The 21,040-nt window shown below is 72.5% G+C and carries 14 protein-coding genes; 10 read left to right on the top strand and 4 right to left on the bottom strand.

The annotated features are described in order from the left end of the window. Window positions 1-63: 63 nt before the first annotated feature. Window positions 64-864 carry a DeoR/GlpR family DNA-binding transcription regulator gene (locus tag ACWEQG_RS05040; RefSeq protein ID WP_452281847.1) on the bottom strand — a complete coding sequence of 267 codons (801 nt, stop codon included), beginning with the start codon at window positions 862-864 and terminating at the stop codon, window positions 64-66. 352 nt (window positions 865-1,216) lie between these two features. Between ACWEQG_RS05040 and ACWEQG_RS05035 the strand changes: the two genes are divergently transcribed. The 5 genes from ACWEQG_RS05035 to ACWEQG_RS05015 all read left to right on the top strand — a co-directional run bounded on the left by ACWEQG_RS05035 (window position 1,217) and on the right by ACWEQG_RS05015 (window position 8,498). Continuing rightward, the gene (locus ACWEQG_RS05035; RefSeq protein WP_452281845.1) at window positions 1,217-3,766 is read left to right on the top strand and encodes a PA14 domain-containing protein; all 2,550 of its coding nucleotides are present in this window, start codon (window positions 1,217-1,219) and stop codon (window positions 3,764-3,766) included. Window positions 3,767-3,877: 111 nt separating this feature from the next. After that, window positions 3,878-4,948: an ABC transporter substrate-binding protein gene (locus tag ACWEQG_RS05030; protein ID WP_452281843.1), complete on the top strand. Its 1,071-nt coding sequence runs from the start codon at window positions 3,878-3,880 to the stop codon at window positions 4,946-4,948. A 94-nt stretch (window positions 4,949-5,042) separates the two neighbouring features. Continuing rightward, window positions 5,043-6,593, top strand: coding sequence for a sugar ABC transporter ATP-binding protein (locus ACWEQG_RS05025; RefSeq protein ID WP_452281841.1), 1,551 nt, complete (start codon window positions 5,043-5,045; stop codon window positions 6,591-6,593). After that, entirely contained in the window at window positions 6,586-7,536 is a 951-nt protein-coding gene (locus ACWEQG_RS05020) for an ABC transporter permease (RefSeq protein ID WP_452281839.1), read from the top strand. The genes ACWEQG_RS05025 and ACWEQG_RS05020 overlap by 8 nt, the downstream gene beginning before the upstream one ends. After that, on the top strand, window positions 7,533-8,498 hold the full coding sequence (locus tag ACWEQG_RS05015) for an ABC transporter permease (RefSeq protein ID WP_452281837.1): 966 nt from the start codon (window positions 7,533-7,535) through the stop codon (window positions 8,496-8,498). Before ACWEQG_RS05020 ends, ACWEQG_RS05015 begins: the two co-directional genes overlap by 4 nt. A gap of 97 nt (window positions 8,499-8,595) precedes the next feature. On the opposite strand, the gene ACWEQG_RS05010 is transcribed toward ACWEQG_RS05015, so the two are convergent. After that, a complete protein-coding gene (locus ACWEQG_RS05010) occupies window positions 8,596-10,833 on the bottom strand; it encodes a glycoside hydrolase family 3 C-terminal domain-containing protein (RefSeq protein WP_452281835.1) in 2,238 nt (745 codons plus the stop codon). 146 nt (window positions 10,834-10,979) lie between these two features. Then, entirely contained in the window at window positions 10,980-13,337 is a 2,358-nt protein-coding gene (locus ACWEQG_RS05005) for a beta-xylosidase/alpha-l-arabinosidase (protein ID WP_452281833.1), read from the bottom strand. 175 nt (window positions 13,338-13,512) lie between these two features. On the opposite strand from ACWEQG_RS05005, the gene ACWEQG_RS05000 reads away from it, so the two are divergent. Both ACWEQG_RS05000 and ACWEQG_RS04995 read left to right on the top strand, forming a co-directional pair. Further along, complete coding sequence (locus ACWEQG_RS05000; RefSeq protein WP_363465884.1) at window positions 13,513-14,556, top strand: LacI family DNA-binding transcriptional regulator; 1,044 nt, start codon at window positions 13,513-13,515, stop codon at window positions 14,554-14,556. 323 nt (window positions 14,557-14,879) lie between these two features. Continuing rightward, window positions 14,880-16,139: an MFS transporter gene (locus ACWEQG_RS04995; protein ID WP_452281831.1), complete on the top strand. Its 1,260-nt coding sequence runs from the start codon at window positions 14,880-14,882 to the stop codon at window positions 16,137-16,139. Window positions 16,140-16,174: 35 nt separating this feature from the next. On the opposite strand, the gene ACWEQG_RS04990 is transcribed toward ACWEQG_RS04995, so the two are convergent. After that, a complete protein-coding gene (locus tag ACWEQG_RS04990; RefSeq protein ID WP_452281829.1) occupies window positions 16,175-16,810 on the bottom strand; it encodes a class I SAM-dependent methyltransferase in 636 nt (211 codons plus the stop codon). A 193-nt stretch (window positions 16,811-17,003) separates the two neighbouring features. On the opposite strand from ACWEQG_RS04990, the gene ACWEQG_RS04985 reads away from it, so the two are divergent. The 3 genes from ACWEQG_RS04985 (at window position 17,004) to ACWEQG_RS04975 (ending at window position 20,991) form a co-directional block, all read left to right on the top strand. After that, window positions 17,004-17,714, top strand: coding sequence for a peroxiredoxin (locus ACWEQG_RS04985; protein WP_452281827.1), 711 nt, complete (start codon window positions 17,004-17,006; stop codon window positions 17,712-17,714). A gap of 73 nt (window positions 17,715-17,787) precedes the next feature. Beyond that, window positions 17,788-19,152: a D-arabinono-1,4-lactone oxidase gene (locus ACWEQG_RS04980; protein ID WP_452281825.1), complete on the top strand. Its 1,365-nt coding sequence runs from the start codon at window positions 17,788-17,790 to the stop codon at window positions 19,150-19,152. 63 nt (window positions 19,153-19,215) lie between these two features. Then, complete coding sequence (locus ACWEQG_RS04975; protein WP_452281823.1) at window positions 19,216-20,991, top strand: glycoside hydrolase family 15 protein; 1,776 nt, start codon at window positions 19,216-19,218, stop codon at window positions 20,989-20,991. Window positions 20,992-21,040 lie beyond the last annotated feature (49 nt).

The following is a 21,040-nucleotide window of genomic DNA, read 5'->3' as shown; positions in this document are numbered from 1 at the left end:
TGCCTCCGCCTCGAATGGTGAGCCCGGCAGGAAACAATCTCGTAACGAGGCTGTCACATTCGATCAAATCTGAGCAACGTGCAGGCGCACGCCCTTGCCGCCCAGTTCGTCGAGCACGTCGCGCGGGGCGGCGTCGTCGGTGACCAGGTGATCGATCTGCTCGGCGGACACGGTCTGCACCATGGCGTCGATGCCGATCTTGGTGTGGTCGGCCAGCACGACGACCTCCTCCGCCGCGGCGGCCAGGGCCTGGTCGACGCAGGCGACCTGCATGTTGGGGGTCGACAGGCCGCGGTCGGCGGTGAGGCCGTTGCCGGAGATGAAGGCCCGGCGCACGCGCAGCCCCGCGAGGGACCGCTCGGCCGCGCTTCCGACGAGGGCGAGGATCGGACCGCGCAGCGTGCCGCCCGTGAGCATCACCTCGATGCGCGGGGAGCCGGCGAGGGCCTGGGCGACGAGCAGGGAGTTGGTGACCACGGCGAGCTCGGTGTGCCTGCTCAGCCTGCGGGCGAACTCCTGGGTGGTGGTCCCCGGGCCGACGACGATCGCGTCCCCGTCCTCGACCAGCGACGCGGCCAGATCGGCGATGGCGGACTTCTCCGCCGAGGAGAGCGCCGCCTTCTGGACGTAGCTGGCCTCCCTGTTCAGGTCGCCGGGGAGGGTGGCGCCGCCGTGGTGCCGGTTGAGCAGGCCTTCCGACTCCAGCGCGCGCAGGTCGCGGCGGACGGTGACCTCCGACGACTGGACCGCCTGCGCGAGCTCGCGCAACGAGACGGCGCCGTTGGCCCGCACCAACTCCAGGATGCGCTGGCGGCGCTCGGCCGCGAACACGGGCCGGCGCCCGTCGCTGTCCGTGTCGACCACGCCCTCACCCTCCGCTGTGACCGGTTCCGATCATAGTCGACCGGCGAAACCCGCGCACTGCTGACCGGAAATGAACGAATCTGATCCAATCTCTTGACCGGGCGCCTGCCTCGATGCTTATTTGAGGGCGATAACCGACTCGATCCTGTCCGAATCTGATCGGTCCCGTTCGGAAGGCGCGGTCCCCGCGTGCCCGGTCCGCGGCGCCGATCTCGACCAACCCCCCACGTCACGGCAGGAGGCCGCCGGCGCGCGGCGCCGCCTCGGAGCGCCGCCGCCGCGCCGGCCGGACGCGGCCACGCCCGTACGGCGCGTCCGCCCGGCCCGGCCCTGCCCGCAGGAAAGGATCCCTGTGAGAAAGCCCATCCTCTTACTCCTGGCCGTCGTTCTCGGCGCGGTCTGGCAGGTCGCGGGGCAGGGTCCCGCGACCGCCGCCGGCGCCGAGCGGCACGGCCTGCGCGGCGACTACTACCTGTCCTCGGGAGCAGGGAAGTTCGACTTCGCCCAGCTCAAGGCCACCGTGATCGACCCGGATCTCGAGCTGCCCGACCTCAACCCGGTCTTCACCTCGCTGACCGGGCGGGAGGACGACGTCACCGTGCGGTGGACGGGCCGCATCCAGCCCGCCTACTCCGAGCCGTACACCTTCTCGATCATCGGCGACAACGGCTTCCGGCTTTGGGTGAACGACACGCTCGTCATCGACCACTGGGTGGACGACTGGGACAAGGAGCAGACCGGCACCCCGATCACCCTGCAGGCCGGCCAGAAGTACGACATCAAGGTCGAGTACTTCGAGCACTTCGGCGGCGCCAACCTCCACCTGCGCTGGCAGAGCGCCAGCCAGCCCAAGCAGGCCGTGCCGGCGGAGGCGTTCTACCTGCCCGAGGGCTTCGACCCGTCGGGGCCGGACAGCGCCGCCGTCGACGCGGCGGGCGACACCGCCACCCTCGACTTCGGCGACACCGCGCTCGCGCCGCTGCCCGCAGGCGCCGCCGAGCACTTCGGCCTGACGGTGGCCGGCACGAAGTGGCAGGTCGCGTCGGCCGCCCTCGACGGGACCACGAAGGTCACGCTGAAGCTCGGCTTCCCCATTCCCCGTCTCGCCGCCGACATCCGGGCCTCCTACGACGGCAAGGGCGGCCTCGCCAAGGCGGACGGCACCGCGATCGAGGCGTTCACCTGGGTGCCGGTGACCAACGCCTCCACGTACGTGCTGAAGACCCGCTGGTCCGACAAGGTGGACGCGAACAACCCGCTGCCCGAGTACCCCCGCCCGCAGCTCGTCCGCGACCGCTGGCAGAACCTCAACGGCACCTGGCAGTTCGCCGCAGCCAAGGACGGCGAGGCGCCGCCCTTCGGCCGCGACCTCGGCGAGCGGATCATCGTGCCCTACCCCGTGGAGTCGAGCCTGTCCGGCATCGGCCGTCACGAGGACCGCATGTGGTATCGCCGCACCTTCGAGGTGCCCGCCTCCTGGAAGAAGGACCGCGTCCTGCTCCACCTCGACGCCGTGGACTACGAGTCGGTCGTCTACGTCAACGGCAAGCAGGTCGGCGCCCACAAGGGCGGCTACGACAGGATCACCGTGGACGTGACCGACGCTCTCACTCGCAAGGGCCCGCAGGAGCTGGTCGTCGGCGTGACCGACCCGACCGACAACGGCCGTCAGCCCATCGGCAAGCAGCGGCTCAACCCGGGCAGCATCTGGTACACCCCCGCCTCCGGCATCTGGCAGACCGTCTGGATGGAGCCCGTCGACAAGACCCACATCGAGGCCGTGGACACGATCCCCGAGGTGCTCGGGCAGTCCTTGCGGGTGAAGGTCAGGGCGAACGGCGACGCCACCGCCGTCGTCACCGCCCGTGCCGGCAAGCGCGTCATCGGCAAGGTCTCCGGCCCGGCCGGCAAGGAACTGGCCGTGCCCATCCCGGACCCCCACCTCTGGACGCCCGACGACCCGTACCTGTACGACCTCACGGTCGAGCTCAAGGGCGGCGACAAGGTGGAGAGCTACTTCGGCATGCGCTCCATCTCGGTCGGCCGGGTGAACGGCACGACCCGGGTCCTGCTCAACGGCAAGCCGGTGTTCCAGTTCGGCCCGCTCGACCAGGGCTACTGGCCGGACGGCATCTACACCGCGCCGACCGACGAGGCGCTGCGGTACGACCTGGAGCAGACCAAGGCGCTCGGCTTCAACATGGTGCGCAAGCACATGAAGGTGGAGCCGGACCGCTGGTACGCCTACGCCGACAAGCTCGGCCTGCTCGTCTGGCAGGACATGCCGTCGATGTTCGGCGCGGCGAGCGCGGCCGACAAGACGCAGTTCGAGAGCGAGCTGAAGGAGATCGTCGACGAGCACCGCAGCAGCCCGTCGATCGTCATGTGGGTGCCGTTCAACGAGAGCTGGGGCCAGTACGACATCTCCAGGATCGCCGACTACGTGAAGAGCCTGGACCCCTCCCGGCTCGTGGACAACATGAGCGGCATCAACTGCTGCGGCGCCCAGGACGGCGGCAACGGCGACGTGATGGACTACCACATCTACCCCGGACCCGGCAGCCCCGGTAAGCCCGGCTTCTTCCGGGCGTCGGTGCTCGGCGAGTACGGCGGGCTCGCCCTGCCGGTGATCGGGCGCACCTGGACCGGCGGCGGCTGGGGCTACGCGGTCGAGTCCGACTCCGAGTCGCTGACCAAGCGCTTCCTGGAGATGGACGACGCCCTGCGCAAGCTGCACGCCTGCAACGGCCTGAGCGCGGCCGTCTACACCCAGACGACCGACGTGGAGACCGAGATCAACGGCCTGATGACCTACGACAGGGCCGTGACCAAGCCCGACGTCAAGCGCGTCCACGACGCCAATAAGGCGCTCACCGCCGAGATCCTCCCGGCCTGCGCCTGATCGATCGGCACCGTGGCGGCCCGGACGGCGTCCGGGCCGCCACGCCCCCCGAGAACCGCGCACGGCGTGTCCTCCCGGCCCGCCGTGTCACCCCCCACCGGAAGGATCACCATGAAGCCATATCCCCGCACGGCCGTGCTCACCCTCGCCGTGCTGCTCGGCGCGGCCGGCTGCGCCAAGGCGGAGACCCAGGCCACGTCGGGGGCCGGCGCCGCGGCGACCGCGCAGCAGCAGGTGGTGCAGACCCCGGCGGGCTCGGCCGGCCCGACCTGCACGCTGGAGCGGTTCGGCGGCACGAAGTTCGACCTGAAGACCGCCACGGTCGGCTTCTCCCAGTCGGAGAAGGAGGCCAACCCCTTCCGCATCGCGGAGACCAAGTCCATCAAGGACGAGGCGGCGAAGCTCGGCATCGCCGACCTCAAGGTGACCAACGCGCAGTCGCAGTTCTCCAAGCAGATCACCGACGTGCAGCAGCTCATCGCGCAGGGGGTGAAGCTGCTCGTCATCGCGCCGCTGAACTCCGACGGCTGGGAGCCGGTGCTCCAGCAGGCCGCCGCGAAGAAGATCCCCATCATCACGGTCGACCGCAAGATCAACGCCAAGCCGTGCAGCGACTACCTGACGTTCATCGGCTCGGACTTCTACGAGCAGGGCAAGCGTGCCGCGGACCAGATGATCACCGCCCTCGGCGGCACGGGCACGGTGGCGATCCTGCTCGGCGCGCCGGGCAACAACGTCACCACCGAGCGCACCAACGGCTTCAAGGACCGGATCAAGGAGAAGGCGCCCGGCATCCAGATCTCCTTCGAGCAGACCGGCGAGTTCGCCAGGGAGAAGGGCCAGCAGGTCACCGAGCAGCTGATCCAGTCCAATCCCGACATCAACGGCATCTACGCCGAGAACGACGAGATGGCGCTGGGCGCGGTGACCGCGCTGAAGGGCGCGGGCAAGGATCCGGGCGCCATAAAGATCGTCTCGGTCGACGGCACCCGCAGCGCCGTCCAGGCCATCGCCGACGGCTGGCTGCACGCGGTCGTCGAGTCGAACCCCAGGTTCGGGCCGCTCGCCTTCGAGACCGCGCAGAAGTTCCTGGACGGGCAGCCGATCCCGGACAAGGTCATCATCTCCGACCGCGAGTACGACGGCTCCAACGCCGAGGCGTCCCTCGGCGAGGCCTACTGACCCGCGAAGGCCCGCGCGGGCGCCCGGTCCCGTACGCGGACACCGGGAGCCCGCGCGCACGCCGCGCGGAGATCCGCGCGAGGAAGGGAAGTCATTGAGCCAGTCGGTTGCACCGGTGCTCGAGGCCAGGCAGATCAGCAAGCGCTTTCCCGGCGTGAGGGCCCTCGACGGCGTGTCCCTCGCCCTTCACCCCGGCGAGGTGCACGCCCTCGTGGGCGAGAACGGCGCCGGCAAGTCCACGCTGATCAAGGTCTTCACCGGCGTCCACCGCCCGGACGCCGGTGAGCTGATCTACGACGGGTCGCCCGTAGCCTTCGGGACGCCGCTCGACGCGCAGCGTGCCGGGATCTCGACGATCTACCAGGAGGTCAACCTCGTCCCCATGATGAGCGTGGCCCGCAACCTGATGCTCGGGCGCGAGCCACGCGGCCGCCTGGGCGTCATCGACACCGCGGGAATGTACGGCGAGGCCGAGCGGATCCTCGCGGGCTACGGCGTCGTCACCGACGTGCGCCGCCCGCTGCGCACGCTCGGGATGGGCGCCCAGCAGATGGTCGCCCTGGCCAGGGCCGTGGCCGTCGACGCCCGCGTGGTCATCATGGACGAGCCCACCTCGTCGCTGGAGCCGCGCGAGGTCGAGACGCTGTTCTCGGTGATCAGGAAGCTCAGGGACGACGGCATCGCGGTCGTCTACGTCAGCCACCGCCTGGACGAGCTGTACGAGGTGTGCGACCGGGTCACCGTGCTGCGCGACGGGCGGGTCGCGCACACCGGCCCACTGGCCGGGCTCGAACGGCTGAAGCTCATCGCCCTCATGCTGGGCCGCGACCTCGACGAGGTCAGGACCGGCGGCCTGACCGGGTTCTCGCGGGACCGCCACCGGGCCGGGGACCGGGACGGCGCCCCGCCCGCCGTACAGGCCGTGGGCCTGACCCGGCGGCAGGCGCTGCGCGGCGTGGACGTCTCGGTGTGGCCCGGCGAGGTCGTCGGCCTGGGCGGGCTGCTGGGAGCGGGGCGCAGCGAGACCGCCAAGGGCATCGTGGGCGCGCTTCCGCTGGACGCGGGCCGGGTGCTCGTCGCCGGCCTGCCTCTGCGCACGGGCTCGACCACGGCGGCGATCAGGGCCGGAGTCAGCCTGCTGCCCGAGGACCGCAAAGCCGAGGGCATCATCCCGGCGCTGTCGGTCCGGGAGAACATCGCGCTCGCCTCCCTGCCGTCGCTGTCGCGGGCCGGGGTCGTCTCCGACGCGAAGATCGACAAGGTCGTCGACGTCTTCATGCGCCGGCTCAGGATCAAGGCGGCCTCGCCCCACCAGCCGGTGCAGGAGTTGTCCGGGGGCAACCAGCAGAAGGTGCTGCTCGCCCGGTGGCTCGCCATCCGGCCGAAGGTCCTGCTGCTGGACGAGCCCACCCGCGGCATCGACGTGGGCGCCAAGGCCGAGGTGCAGGCCCTCGTGGACGAGCTGGCCGAGGAGGGGCTCGGCGTGTTACTGATCTCGTCGGATCTGGAGGAGCTGGTGGAGGGCGCCGACCGGATCCTGGTGCTGCGCGAGGGCGCCGTCGTCGGCGAGCTGTCCGGCGACGACGTCACGGAGGACAAGATCATGGCGTCCATCGCCGAGCGAGGAGCGGAGTCCGATGGCTGAAGCGGTCGCACCGCCCGGGCGGCGGGTGCTCGCCTGGGCCCAGGAGTACGGCGTCTACGCCGCGGTCGGCGTCCTGCTGCTGTTCAACGTGCTGTTCACCCCCCACTTCCTCGACGTGGCGAACTTCCGCACCCAGCTCGTGCAGGTCGCCCCGATCGTGATCGTGTCGCTCGGAATGGCGCTGGTCATCGGCACGCAGGGCATCGACCTGTCGGTCGGCTCGGTCATGGCGCTGGCCGCCGCGCTCGTCGCGCTCTACCTCGGGTACGGCGCCTGGCCCGCGCTGCTGGTCGCCCTCGTCGGCGGGGCGGTGGCCGGGACGGCGGGCGGCGCGCTGGTCGCCTACGTGGGCGTGCAGCCGATCGTGGCCACGCTCGCGCTGCTGGTCGGCGTCCGGGGCCTGGCCAACGTGCTCGTCCCGCAGCTCGTCGAGTTCCGCAACCCCGACCTGATCGCGCTCGGCGGCAGCTCGCTGTCCGGCGTTCCGGTGATCGTGGTCATCGCGGCCGTGCTGACGCTGCTGATGGCGTTCCTGGTCCGCAGGACGACGTTCGGCAGGCAGGTGGTCGCGATCGGCGGCAACCGCGCGGCCAGCGAGCTGTCCGGGCTGCCCGTCCGCCGGGTGCTGCTGCTGGTCTACGTGATCTCCGGGGTGCTGGCCGCACTCGCCGGGGTGCTCGCGACCGCGCGGCTGCAGGCGAGCGATCCGACCTCGCTCGGCCTGTTCATCGAGCTGTCGGCCATCACGGCGGTCGTGGTGGGCGGCACGCCGCTGAGCGGCGGGCGGATCCGGGTGCTCAGCACGGTCATGGGCGCGCTGCTCATGCAGTTGCTGTCGGCCACCCTCATCAAGCACAACCTGCCGCAGTCGTGGACGCAGATCATGCAGGCGGTCATCATCCTGGCCGCCGTTTACGCCACCAGGGAGCGAGGAACCCGATGACCGGATCGCCCGGACGCGAGCAGGTGAGCCGCGTCCTCCAGCAGCACGGCGCGCTGATGGTGCTGGCGGCGCTGGTGATCGGCGGCAGCCTCGCCTTCGACTCCTTCGCCACCGCGGGCAACGCCGCCAGCGTCCTCGTCTCCTCGTCGTTCACCGCGATCATCGCCGTCGGCATGACGTTCGTGATCATCAGCGGCGGCATCGACCTGTCGGTGGGGTCGCTGTTCGTGTTCGGCGGGGTCCTCGCGGCGTACGGCTCCCAGTACGGGCTGTTCGTCGCGCTGGCGCTGCCGCTCGCCGCGTGCGGGCTGGTCGGGCTGCTCCAGGGGCTGCTCATCGCCAGGACCGGGATGGCGCCGTTCATCGTCACGCTGGCCGGGCTGCTGGGCGTGCGCGGGCTGATGCTGGCGATCTCCGACGAGGGCGCCACCACCTACCTCGTGGAGGACTCCGCGTTCGCCCGGCTCGGCCAGGGCGGCGTGCTCGGCCTGACCTGGCCGGTCTACATCACCGCGCTCCTCGCGGTGGCCGCCATGGTCCTGCTCCAGCGGACGGCGTTCGGCCAGAACGTCTACGCGGTCGGGGGCAACGAGCAGGGGGCCGCGCTGATGGGCGTGCCGGTGGCTCGCACGAAGGTCTGCGTCTACCTGATGTCGGGCCTGCTCGCGGGCCTCGCCGGAGTGCTGAACGCGGCCCGGCTCTCCTCCGGCGTCACGATCCTCGGCATCGGCCTGGAACTCGACGTGATCGCCGCGGTGGTGATCGGCGGCACGCTGCTGACCGGGGGAGCGGGCGGCATCACCGGCACCATCGCCGGCGTGCTGCTGCTCGGCGTGATCCAGAGCCTGATCAACCAGGTGGGCAACCTGACGTCGGCCTTCCAGCAGGTGGTCAGCGGCCTGTTCCTCGCCCTGGTCGTGGTCGCCCAGCGGCTGCTCGGCCGGGCCCAGCGCCTCGGCTGACCGCCTGCCGGTCGTACGGCCGGACGCCGACGGCAAGATCGGCGTCCGGCCGCGGCGCGGGGACGCGCGGGACCGGGCTGCCGGGGACGCTCGTGGGTCAGGCCGCGGGCCCGCCCAGGCGCACCAGCTCCCGCAGGGTCTCGCGGGGCAGGTCGATGCCGGCGAAGGTCAGGAACCGTCCCATCGGCATCGACGAGGCCATCCGCAGCCCGTCGGCGTCGTGCTCCGCGGGCCGCTCGCTCCTCCCGGTGGTGAGGACCTTGAGGAGAGCCGGCCCGGCGTGCGGATGGGAGAGCCACTCGCCGAGCGTCGAGTCGAGCGACACCACGGGGACGGCGGGGTCGCCGTCGAGGCCGATCGTCGTCTCGGCCACGACGGACGAGGCGTTCTCGCCGATCTGGATCGTGTAGTCGCCCGGCGCCACCACCCACCGGCCGAGCGGGACGTCGTAGTAGGCGAACGCCCGTCGGCCGAGGGGGAGGGTGACCGTGCGCGACTCGCCGGGGGCGAGCGCGACCTTGGCGAAGGCCCGCAGCTCCCGTGCGGGCCGCCGTACGGGACCCGCGGTGGTGGCGACGTAGACCTGCACGACGTGCTTGCCCGCCCGCTTGCCGGTGTTGGTCACCGTCACGGTGACGGTCGCCGTGTAGTCGCCCGTACGGACGACCGTGAGGCCGCTGGTCGTGAACGTCGTGTAGCTCAGCCCGTGGCCGAACGGGTAGCGCACGGGCCGCTCGGCCGTCTCGTGGTAGCGGTAGCCCACCATGACGCCCTCGCCGTAGCGCACGTGCCCGGCCTCGCCGGGGAAGTTGAGGTAGCTCGGCGTGTCCTGCAGCCGGAACGGGATGCTCTCGGCGAGGCGCCCGGAGGGGTTCACGACACCGAAGAGGAGGTCGGCGACGGCGGAGCCGCCGGCCTGGCCGAGCAGCCAGCCTTCGAGGACGGCGTCCACGTCGTCGTGCCAGCCCTCCAGCGAGACGACGCCGCCGTTGGACAGGACGACGACCGTACGGCGGGCCGCGGCGGCGACGGCGCGGATCAGCTCGACCTGGACGGCGGGCAGGTCGATGGTCTCCCGGTCGAACCCCTCGGACTCCTCCCGCTCGCTCAGACCGGCGAAGACGACGGCGACGTCGGCGGCCGCCGCGGTCTCGGCCGCCGCCTCGCGCAGCTCCCGGTCGTCGCCCGTCCCGTCCAGCGAGAACCCCTGGGCGTAGGCGGCGTCCGGGGCATGGACGCGGATCGCGTCGAGCGCGGCGTCGACCCGGGTGGCGTTGATGTGGGAGCTGCCGCCGCCCTGGAACCGGGGCCTGACCGCGAACTCGCCGATCACGGCGATGTGGGCGCCCGCCGTGAGGGGGAGCGCGCCGCCCTCGTTCTTGAGCAGCACGGCGCACTCGGCGGCGAGCTCACGCGCGAGCGCGTGGTGGGCGTCGGCGTCGAACGCGCCGGACACGCCGCTGTGGCGTGCGGTGAGGGCGGCGACGCGGCGCACGCTCGCGTCCACCACGGCCTCGTCGAGCTCGCCCGCGCGAACTGCCTCCACGACGCGCCGGTCGCCCGCGCCGCCGGTGCCCGGCATCTCCAGGTCGAGACCGGCGGCCAGCGCCGCGACCCGGTCCTGGACGGCGCCCCAGTCGGAGACGACGACGCCGGTGAAGCCCCACTCGCGGCGCAGGACGTCGGTGAGCAGCCACCGGTTCTGAGAGGCGTAGACCCCGTTGACGCGGTTGTAGGAGCACATGACGGTGGCGGGCCTGGCCTCGGTGACCACCCGCTCGAACGCGGGGAAGTAGATCTCACGCAGGGTGCGCTCGTCCACGTCGGCGCTGACCCGCATGCGCTCGGTCTCCTGGTTGTTGGCGGCGAAGTGCTTGACCGACGCGCCCGGCCCCTCGGCCTGCAGCGCGGCGACGTGCGCCGCCCCGAGGACGCCCGACAGCAGGGGGTCCTCGGAGTAGTACTCGAAGTTGCGCCCGCACAGCGGCGAGCGCTTGATGTTCACACCGGGGCCCAGCACGACCGCCACGCCGAGGGCCCGGCCCTCCCGGCCGACCGCCGCGCCGATGCGGGCCGCCACCTCGGGGTCCCAGCTCGACCCGACCGCCACGGCGGGCGGGAAGCAGGTGGCGGGCATGCTGTCGTTGATGCCGAGATGGTCGGAGCCGCCGGCCTCCCGGCGGACGCCGTGCGGCCCGTCGCACAGGGCGATGGAGGGGATCCCCGCCTGCTCCAGCGGCTTGGTCGTCCAGAAGTCCCGGCCCGACAGCAGCGCGGCCTTCTGCTCAAGCGTGAGCGCGTCCAGTGCGAGCGCGTCGAGGTCGGTCCGGGCCAACGGGGAGGCTCCTTCCACGGGGGTGATGCATATCGTCTAACACAGAAAGGAGCAGCGGCGCGCGCTCCGGGCAGGGGAGACCGGCAGGCGGACGACAGGCGGACGACGTTGCCGCCCGTCTGCCGCCCGCCTGCCGCCCGTCACGGTCAGGAGGCCGGCTCGGGCATCCGCGCGTGCGTGGTGAGCCGCCGGGCCCGGCCGAGCACGACGGTGTCCCCGGTCAGCCGGATCTCGGCGCGCAGCGGGCGGTCGTCGGCGGACGGGCCGGCGGTGAGCGCGATCACGCCGGGTTCGACGATCCGGCGCAGGTCGGGGCCGGTGTAGGAGAAGGCGTCGGCCGGCACGTCGAAGACCACCTCGCGGGTCTCGCCGGGCGCGAGCGGCACCCGGGCGAAGCCCACGAGCTGCGCGACGGGACGGGCCACCAGCGCCACCGGATCGGTGGCGTACAGCTGCACGACCTCCTCCGTCACCCTGGAACCGGTGTTGGTGACGGTCACCCGCGCCTCGACCGTGCCGTCCGTGGGGCACCGCTCCACGGAGGTCGTCAGCGCGTCGTACCGGACCGTCGTGTACGACAGGCCGTGGCCGAAGGGGAACGCCGGGGTCGGGTCGGACACGGAGATGCCGTCCGTCCGCAGGCCCAGAGGCGGCTGGAGATACGTGGAGGGGTTGACGAACGGGGAGCCGGGGATCTGGACGGGCAGGCGGCCCGAGGGCTCGACCCGGCCGCTGAGCACCCCCGCGATCGCCGCGCTTCCCTCCACGCCCGGCAGGAACGCCTGGAGCGCGGCGGCGGCCCGGCCGGCGTAGGGGCCCACCGCGTACGGCCGGCCGGACACGACGACCAGCACGACCGGCGTGCCGGTGGCCAGGACCGCCTCGGCCAGCTCGCCCTGGACGCCGGGGAGGCCGAGGTGGGCGGCGTCGCAGCCCTCGCCGGAGGTGCCGTTGCCGAACAGACCGGCCCGGTCGCCGACGAACAGCAGCACGAGGTCGGACTCCGCGGCCAGCGCGGCGGCCTCGGCGATGCCCGAGGTGTCGTCGCCCGACACGTCCGCGCCCCGCGCGAACCGCAGGTCGGCGGTGGGGAACTCGGCCCGCAGGCCGTCGAGGACGGGGGCGATGGGCAGGCCCATGCCGTGGTCGGGGAAGCGGTCGAGCACGTGGTTCGGGAAGGCGTAGCAGCCGAGCAGGGTCTGCGGGTCGTCGGCGCACGGGCCGACGACGGCGATCCGGGCGGACGTGCCGGCGGCCAGCGGCAGCACGCCGGCGGGGTTGCTCAGCAGCACGACGGACCGCTCGGCGACGGTGCGGGCCAGGTCGCGGTTGCGGGGGCCGTCCAGGTCGACGTCTCCGGCGCCCTCGGGCACGAGCGGCCCGCCGTCCAGCAGGCCCAGCTCGATCTTCTGCACCAGCACCCGGCGGACCGCCTCGTCGACCAGCGACTCCGGCACCTGGCCCGCCCGCACCCGCTCGACCAGGCGCTCGCCGTAGCCGACCGTCTCCGGCAGCTCGACGTCGATGCCCGCGCGCAGCGCGATGACGCCGGCGTGCGCCTCGTCCTCGGCGACGTGGTGGTTCATCGCGAGGAACGGCACCGCCCAGTAGTCGGCCACGACCGTGCCGTCGAAGCCCCACTCGTCACGCAGCACGCGCCGCAGCAGGTCGGCGTTGGCGGCGACGGGGACGCCGTCGACGTCGGTGTAGGAGTTCATGACCGACCGGGCGCCGCCCTCGCGGATCGCCGTCTCGAACGGCGGGAGGATGACGTCGGCCATCTCCCGGGGGCCGATGCTGACCGGCGCGTGGTTGCGGCCCGCCCGTGAGGCGGCGTAGCCGGCGAAGTGCTTGAGCGTCGCGATGATTCCGGCCTTCTCGAGGCCGCGCACGTACGCCGCGCCGATCTGGCCGACGAGGTAGGGGTCCTCGCCGAGCGTCTCCTCGACCCGGCCCCACCGGTAGTCGCGCACCACGTCGAGGACGGGGGACAGGCCCTGGTGGACGCCGACGGCCCGCAGGTCGTCCCCGATCGCCCGGGCCATCCGCTCCACGAGCGCGGGGTCGAAGGTCGCGGCCCAGGCCAGCGGCGTGGGATAGGCGGTCGCGCCGTACGTGGCGAACCCGGTCAGGCACTCCTCGTGCGCGATGGCGGGAATGCCGAGCCGGTTGGCCGCCACCACCTGCTCCTGCAGCGAGCGCAGCCCGGCCGCGCCCTCGGCCGGGCTCACGGGCGCCGTGCCGTACACGCGGGTCAGGTGACCGACTCCGCCGCGGATTCGGTCGTCGAGGTTCGCGCCGTCCTTCATGAACAGGTCCTGCAACGGAGCGACGTTGCCCGACGCCGCCTGGGATCCGGCGGTCGAGATGTCGACCCAGACCGAACCGAGCTGGGCGACCTTCTCCTCCAGCGTCATCTCGGCCAGCAGCGCCTCCACGCGCTCGTCGAGAGGCCGCTCGGCGTCCCGCCAGGGCGCGATGCCCGGCGCGTCTACGAATGTCATGACATCCCTTGCTTGTCGGTCCACCGCGTGGGGCCGGAAGACCGAAAGTTTCCAGATTAGGACCGATAGTTTATGTGGACTCTAGGTCGATGCGCTGGAACACGTCAAGGAATCGGACGTGAGATATCCGAAACATTCGGATGAGTGACCGAAAATTGGGCGCTAAACTGCGGCCATGACGACGACCAGGGAGCCGACACCTCCGGAACGCACGCCCTCCCGGCCGCTGACCATCGCCCAGATCGCCGAGTTGGCGGGGGTGTCCCCCGCGACCGTCTCCAAGGTCGTCAACGGCAGGTCCGAGGTCGCCCCCGAGACCCGCGCCCTGGTCGAGGACCTGATCCGCGAGCACGGTTACCGTCGTCAGAAGAAGCGCCCCACGGCGGCCCCTCTCGTCGAACTCGTCTTCCACGAGCTGGAGGGCGCGTACGCGATGGAGGTCATCAAGGGGGTCGAGCAGGTCGCGCGCGAGCACGACCTGGCGGTGGTGGTCTCCGAGCTGCAGGACCAGCGGCCTCCCGCCAGGGGCTGGATCGAGGGTGTCATCGGCCGCCGCCCCTGCGGCGTGATCGTGGTCTTCTCCGGCCTCACCGGGGCCCAGCGCGAGCAGCTCAGGACGCGGGACATCCCCCTGGTGCTGGTCGATCCCACCGGCGACCCCGGGCACGAGCTGCCCTCGGTCGGGGCGGGCAACTGGAGCGGCGGGCTGTCGGCCGCGCGGCACCTGCTGGAGCTGGGGCACCGGCGCATCGCCCTCATCACCGGCCCCGCCCACGCCCTGTCCAGCCGCGCGCGGCTGGACGGGTTCCGCGCGGCGATGGACGCCGCGGGCGTGCCGACGGACCCGGCGCTCGTCCGGCAGGGCGACTTCAGCGTGGAGGACGGCCTGGCGCACGCCCGTTCCCTACTAGCCATGCCCCGGCCCCCGACCGCCGTGTTCGCCTTCAACGACGCCCAGGCCATGGGCGTGTACCAGGCGGCCCACGAGATGGGGATACGCATCCCGGACGACCTGAGCGTGGTCGGCTTCGACGACGTGCCGATGGCGCAGTGGCTCATCCCCGCGCTGACCACGGTGCGTCAGCCGCTGACCGAGATGGCCGCCGCCGCGACGACCATGGTGGTCGCACTCGCCCGCGGGGAGACCCCGCCGCAGAACCGCCTGGAACTCACCACCAGCCTCGTCGTCCGGGGCAGCACCGCGCCGCTCGCCGCCTGAAGTTTCGGATGGCGCATGGAAATTTCGGCCATGGCCGGGGACCGTGCGGGCGCGCACGGGCGCGGACGGGTTGGCGCGGAACGTTCGGGACTCCGTGCCCACGACGCTCCGCTCGCCGGGCGCTCCGCAGCGCGATATCGGCGTTTTTTCCGAAACTTTCAGACTCGCGTTCTCGGCCGCCCGCGCCGGCCCGGCTCGCGGTCCGCCGCCCCGGGAGGCGCGCCGCTCCGGGCGAGGAGCGGCACCGGCCTCCCGCGGGTCGCGTTGCGGGCCGGAGTAAAGTACGCGAAATGTTCGATATGCCCAGATCGGTGAGGTAGCGGGTGGCGGGGGTACAGGCAGTTCTGAGGCGTGTCGCCCTCGACACCCGGCCCCTGAGCATTCCCGCGTACCGGCGGCTGCTGGTGGGACAGGGCGTCTCGTTCATCGGTTTCCAGCTCACCTCGGTGGCCGTGAGCGGACAGGTGTACAGCCTCACGGGGTCGTCCCTGTGGGTGGGCCTGCTCGGGCCGGTGAGCCTCGTCCCGCTGGTCGTCTTCGGCCTGTGGGGCGGCGCGGTCGCCGACGCGGTGGACCGCCGCCGGCTCCTGCTGGCCGGCTCGGTGGTGGCCTGGTTGTCCACCGCCGCCCTGCTGGTGCACGCCTGGTCGGGGATCGGCAGCGTCCATCTCATCCTCGCCGTCATCGCCCTGCAGTCGATCGGCTTCGCCGTGACCTCGGCGACGCGCGGGGCGATCATTCCCCGCATCGTGCCCACCGAGCGCGTCCCCGCGGCCAACACGCTCAACTTCCTCGTCAGCAGCATCGGCACGGTGGTCGGGCCGCTGCTGGCCGGCGTGGTGCTCGCCAAGGGCGGCTACGCCACCGCGTACTTCATCGACGCCGTCCTGTTCGGCGCCGGCTTCTACGCGGCCGTACGGCTGCCGGCGCTGGCGCCCGTCGGCGAGATCTCCCGGCCGGGCCTGAGGTCGGTCGTCGACGGGCTCGCGTACGTGGTGAGCAGGCCCGTCGTGCTCATGTCGTTCGTGGTGGACATCATCGCCATGGCGTTCGCGATGCCGAGGGCGTTGTTCCCCGAGTTGACGGCGGAGCGCTTCGGCGGGTCGGCGGTGGCGTTCGGCTGGCTGTCGGCGAGCATCGCGATCGGCGCGGTCGTCGCCGGGGTGTTCTCCGGCTGGGTCGGCCGGGTGCGCCGGCAGGGGGTGGCGCTCACGCTCGTGATCGCCCTGTGGGGTGTCACGGTGGCCGCGGCGGCGCTGGCGCAGCCGCTGTGGCTGGTCGTGGCGCTGCTGGCGATAGGCGGCGCGACCGACCTCGCCTCCGCCGTGTGGCGGCAGACGATCCTGCAGACCTACGCGCCCGACGAGATGCGCGGACGCCTGCAGGGGGTGTTCATGGTCGTCGTCGCGGGCGGCCCCCGCCTGGGCGACCTGCGGGCGGGCGCCACCGCGGACGCCTTCGGGCTCGTGCCCTCCTGGGCGGGCGGCGGCCTGGTGTGCGCCGTGCTCGTCCTGCTGGCCGGTTTCGTCGTGCCCGCGTTCCGCCGGTACGACGCCCTCGGGAGCCGCCCGGACTCCCGCTGAGCCGTTCGGCCCGGCCGAGTCCTCAGATCCAGGTCTCAGGGCCGGGCCTCGCCGCGTACGCAGAAGGAGATGGGGCTGCGTACGCCCCCGGGGAAGACGAAGCGCTCCAGCGGCCCGACGGTGAAGCCGGCCGCCTCGACGGCCGCCACGCTGTCGCGGCCCGTGTGGCAGCCGCCGGTCAGGCACGGCCACACGGTCGCGTCCAGCAGGTCCTGCGCCCTGGCCCAGCCGCCGGGGCCGGCGCGGACGTGTTCGAGGAAGCGAAGCCGCCCTTCCGGGGCCAGCACGCGGCGGATCTCCCGCAGCCCGGCCACCGGATCGGGCAGCGAGCACAGCACGAACGACACCACCGCCGCGTCGAACTCGCCGCTCGCGGCGGGCAGCCGGTCGGCCAGGCCGCCGACGACCTCGACCCGCACCGGCGACCGGCGGGCGGCGTCGAGCGCGGCCGCGCGCAGCCGCGGTTCGGGCTCGACGGCCAGCACACCCGCGACGGACGGCGGATAGCAGGAGAAGTTGAGCCCGTTGCCCGCGCCGACCTCGATCACCCGGCCCGACAGCCCGGCCACCAGCGCCTCGCGCTGTGCGGCCATGCCGTGCCGGTCGAGCACCCCGCTGAACCAGGTGTAGAAGCGGGCGAACAGCGGATGGCTGACCTCGGTCACCGGCATGACGTCTCCCTTCCCATCCTCCTTCATTCCCCGCCGCACGGCGGAGCGGCATTACCGAATCGGGGCGATCCGGGCCGTGGTCGTCACCGGTCCTCGCGGGTACGGGCCCCCATGGACGACGCGGTGGACGACGCGGTGGACGATGCGGTGGACGCCGTGGTGGGACGCCGCGGCGTGCGGAAAGGAAACGACCATGACCTCTGCCGTCACTCCAGCCGCGACCCCTTCCGCGACCCCTTCCGCGACCCCCGGGGCGGAGACCGCCACCCGGCTGCCGCTCATCGGCGACAGGGCGCCGGACTTCGAGGCCGAGAGCACGCACGGGCCGGTCCGGCTCGCCGACTACGCCGGGCGGTGGCTCGTGTTGTTCAGCCACCCGGCCGACTTCACCCCGGTGTGCACCACCGAGTTCGTCGCGTTCGCCGAGCTCGCGCAGGAGTTCGCCGCCCGCGACGTCGCCCTGCTCGGCAACTCGGTCGACTCCGTGCACAGCCATCTGGCCTGGATCCGGGCGATCGAGGACAAGCTCGGCGTGAAGATCCCATTCCCGATCATCGCCGACCTCGACACGCGGGTGTCCCGCGCGTACGGCATGCTCCACCCGAACGCGTCGGCGACGGCGGCGGTCCGCGCGGTGTTCGTGATCGACCCGGAATCGGTGGTCCGCGCGATCCTCTACTACCCGATGAACGCGGGGCGGATGGTCCCCGAGATCCTCAGGCTCGTGGACGCGCTGCGGACGTCCGACCGCGACGGCGTCTCCTGCCCGGCGAACTGGCGGCCGGGCGACGACGTGCTGCTGGGCGCGCCGAAGACCCAGGCCGAGGTGGAGGCCAGGATGGCCGACGAGAGGCTCAAGCTCGTCGACTGGTACCTCGCCGCCCTGCCCGGCCAGGGCGCCTGACCCGTACGCCCCCGTCTCGTGACGTCGTGGGGAGGAGGCGACCACGCGGCCCATGGTCCGGTAGAACTCTTTTGTGACTCATACAGTGACAAACTGGGCGGGCAACATCACCTTCGGGGCCGAGGCGGTCGAACGGCCCTCCTCCGTCGAGGAGGTGCGCGGCCTGGTGGCGCGCGGCGAGAAGATCCGCGTGCTGGGCAGCGGCCACTCCTTCAACCGCATCGCCGACTCCCCGGGCCTGCTGGTCTCGCTGGACGCGCTGCCCCCGGAGATCGAGATCGACAGCGCGGCCTCGACGGTCCGGGTCGCCGCGAGCGTCCGGTACGGCGAGCTGGGCCGCCGCCTGCACGACAAGGGCTACGCCCTGCCCAACCTCGCGTCCCTGCCGCACATCTCGGTCGCGGGCTCCTGCGCGACCGGCACCCACGGCTCGGGCGACGCCAACGGCGGTCTCGCCACGTCCGTACGCGCGATCGAGATGGTGACCGCGGACGGCGGCCTCGTCACGCTGGACCGCGACATGGACGGCGACCGCTTCCCCGGGGCCGTCGTCGCACTGGGCGCCCTCGGCGCCGTCGTCGCCATGACACTGGACGTCGTGCCGTCGTTCGACGTCCGCCAGCGCGTGTACGAGGGCCTGCCGGCCGAGGTGCTGGACGAGCAGTTCGACGCCGTCATGTCCGCCGCGTACAGCGTCAGCCTGTTCACCGACTGGCGTACCTCCCGGATCAACCAGGTCTGGGTGAAGGAGCGGGCCGGCGCGGCCGACGCGGATCTCGCCGAGGCGGCGGCGGTGAGCGGGCTCGCGGGGGACGCGGCCGCGGGCGGCCTGGAGGGGGCCACGGCCGCCGGCGGCCTCCACGGCGCCGAGCCGGGCGGCGGCTTCTTCGGGGCGACGCCGGCCGACGGCCCGAGGCACCCCGTGCCGGGCATGTCCGCGGTGCACTGCACGGCCCAGATGGGCGTCCCCGGCCCCTGGTTCGAGCGGCTGCCGCACTTCCGGCCGGACTTCACCCCCAGCAGCGGGGAGGAGCTCCAGGCGGAGTACATGGTGCCCCGGCGGCACGCGGCCGAGGCGTTCCGCGCCCTCGCCGAGATCCGCGACCGCATCGCCCCGGTGCTGCAGATCTGCGAGATCCGCACGATCGCCGCGGACGACCTGTGGCTGAGCCCGAGCCAGGGCCGCGACACGGTGGCCTTCCACTTCACCTGGATCAAGGACCCCGGTGCCGTGACGCCCGTGCTCACCGCGATCGAGGAGCGTCTCGCGCCGTTCGGCGCGCGGCCCCACTGGGGCAAGCTCTTCACCCTTCCGCCCGGCGTCGTGAGGTCCCGCTACGAGCGCCTGGACGACTTCGCCGCGCTGGCGCGGCACTTCGATCCCCGGGGCGTGTTCGCCAACGAGTTCGTCGAGCGGTACGTCCTCGGCCGCGGCTGACGCCCCTGCCGGATTCGGCCCATCAGGGCCGGGTACGTCGTCACGGGATCACGAGGCAGGACGATGCGCATCGAGGACTACGCGCTCATCGGCGACATGCACACGGCCGCCCTGGTCGGACGCGACGGCTCGGTCGACTGGCTGTGCCTGCCGCGCTTCGACTCGGGATCCTGCTTCGCGGCGCTCCTGGGCGGCCGCCCGGCGGGACGCTGGCTGCTGGCCCCCGCCGGGGGCGGGACGTGCACCGGGCGCCGCTACCGCGACGGCGCGCTGGTGCTGGAGACGACCTGGGACACGCCCGGCGGCTGCGTCCGGGTCGTCGACTTCATGCCGCCGCGCGGCGAGGCGCCCGACCTCGTGCGGGTGGTGGAGGGTGTGCGGGGCCGGGTGGAGATGCGCACGGAACTGCTGCTGCGCTTCGAATACGGTGCCGTGATCCCCTGGGTGCGGCACCGTGGGGGAGAGGTGGCGGTGATCGCCGGTCCCAACGCCGCCTGGCTCCAGTCGCCCGTAGAGCTCGCCCAGGACTCCCGCCTCCGCGGGACGACCGGATCCTTCTCCGTCACGGAGGGAGACCGGGTGCCGTTCGTGCTCACCTGGCAGCAGTCGTGGCGGGACCGGCCGCGGCGGCTGGAGGCGGCCGGGGAACTGGCCGCCACCGACCGGCTCTGGCGGCAGTGGCTCGGCGGCTGCCGCTATCAGGGGGAGTACGGCGAGGCCGTGGGCAGCAGCCTCCTCGCGCTCAAGGCCCTCACGTACGCCCCCACCGGCGGGGTCGTCGCGGCGCCGACGACGTCGCTGCCGGAGCGGATCGGGGGCTCGCGCAACTGGGACTACCGCTACAGCTGGCTGCGCGACGCGTCGTTCACTCTGCGGGCGCTGATGGACGCGGGGTACGCCGAAGAGGCGACGGCCTGGCGTGACTGGCTGCTGCGGGCGGTCGCGGGGGACCCCGCCGACCTGCAGATCATGTACACGGTCGACGGCAGCAGGCACATGCCCGAGTGGACCCTCGACTGGCTGCCGGGATACGAGGGGTCGCGGCCGGTGCGGATCGGCAACGGCGCCTCCGGCCAGTTCCAGCTCGACGTGTACGGCGAGGTGATCGACTGCCTCTACCAGGCCAGGGAGGCGGGCCTGCGGCCGGACGAGGAGGCCTGGGAGCTGCAGTGCGCGCTCATGGACTATCTGGAGGGTGCGTGGCGTGAGCCCGACAACGGGCTCTGGGAGGTGCGCGGCCCGCGCCGCGACTTCGTCCACTCCAAGGTCTTCGCCTGGGTGGCGGCGGACCGGATGGTCCGCTCCGTCGAGAAGCAGGGCCTCGACGGCCCGGCCGGCCGCTGGCGCGCCCTGCGCGAGGAGATCCACCGGGACGTGTGCGCGCACGGCTACGACGCCGACCGGAACACCTTCACCCAGTTCTACGGGTCGAAGGGCCTCGACGCGGCCCTGCTGCTCATCCCCCGGCTCGGCTTCCTGCCGGTGGACGATCCCCGCGTCGCGGGCACGGTCGACGCCGTGTGCCGGGAGCTGACGGAGGACGGCCTCGTCCTGCGTTACCGGCCCGAGGCCGACCACGTGGACGGACTGCCGGGCGGCGAAGGCGTCTTCGTCGCCTGCTCCTTCTGGCTCGCCCACGCGCTCGCCCTGCTCGGCCGCCGCGAACGGGCGCGGCGCCTGTTCGAGCGCCTGCTGTCGCTGCGCAACGACGTCGGCCTGCTGTCGGAGGAGTACGACGCCGGCCGCGGGCGACAGGTCGGCAACTTCCCCCAGGCCTACAGCCACGTCTCCGTCGTCAACGCGGCCCAGGCTCTGGCGGCGCCGGGTCCATCTGCCTGAGAGATGTCGTCCATCTGTTTCCCGCGCGTCTCGCGACCTACCCCGCGCC

The organism is Microbispora sp. NPDC004025 (genome assembly GCF_053604425.1).
Note: the sequence above shows the minus strand (reverse complement) of the source record. Positions and strands in the feature narration are given on the sequence as shown.

Bases quoted from the DNA above. Each gene is read 5' to 3' on its own strand.
- ACWEQG_RS04975 (WP_452281823.1), top strand. From the start codon at position 19,216: ATGCGCATCGAGGACTACGCGCTCATCGGCGACATGCACACGGCCGCC.
- ACWEQG_RS04990 (WP_452281829.1), bottom strand. From the start codon at position 16,810: ATGCCGGTGACCGAGGTCAGCCATCCGCTGTTCGCCCGCTTCTACACC.
- ACWEQG_RS05015 (WP_452281837.1), top strand. From the start codon at position 7,533: ATGACCGGATCGCCCGGACGCGAGCAGGTGAGCCGCGTCCTCCAGCAG.
- ACWEQG_RS05030 (WP_452281843.1), top strand. From the start codon at position 3,878: ATGAAGCCATATCCCCGCACGGCCGTGCTCACCCTCGCCGTGCTGCTC.
- ACWEQG_RS05005 (WP_452281833.1), bottom strand. From the start codon at position 13,337: ATGACATTCGTAGACGCGCCGGGCATCGCGCCCTGGCGGGACGCCGAG.
- ACWEQG_RS05000 (WP_363465884.1), top strand. From the start codon at position 13,513: ATGACGACGACCAGGGAGCCGACACCTCCGGAACGCACGCCCTCCCGG.
- ACWEQG_RS04985 (WP_452281827.1), top strand. From the start codon at position 17,004: ATGACCTCTGCCGTCACTCCAGCCGCGACCCCTTCCGCGACCCCTTCC.
- ACWEQG_RS05020 (WP_452281839.1), top strand. From the start codon at position 6,586: ATGGCTGAAGCGGTCGCACCGCCCGGGCGGCGGGTGCTCGCCTGGGCC.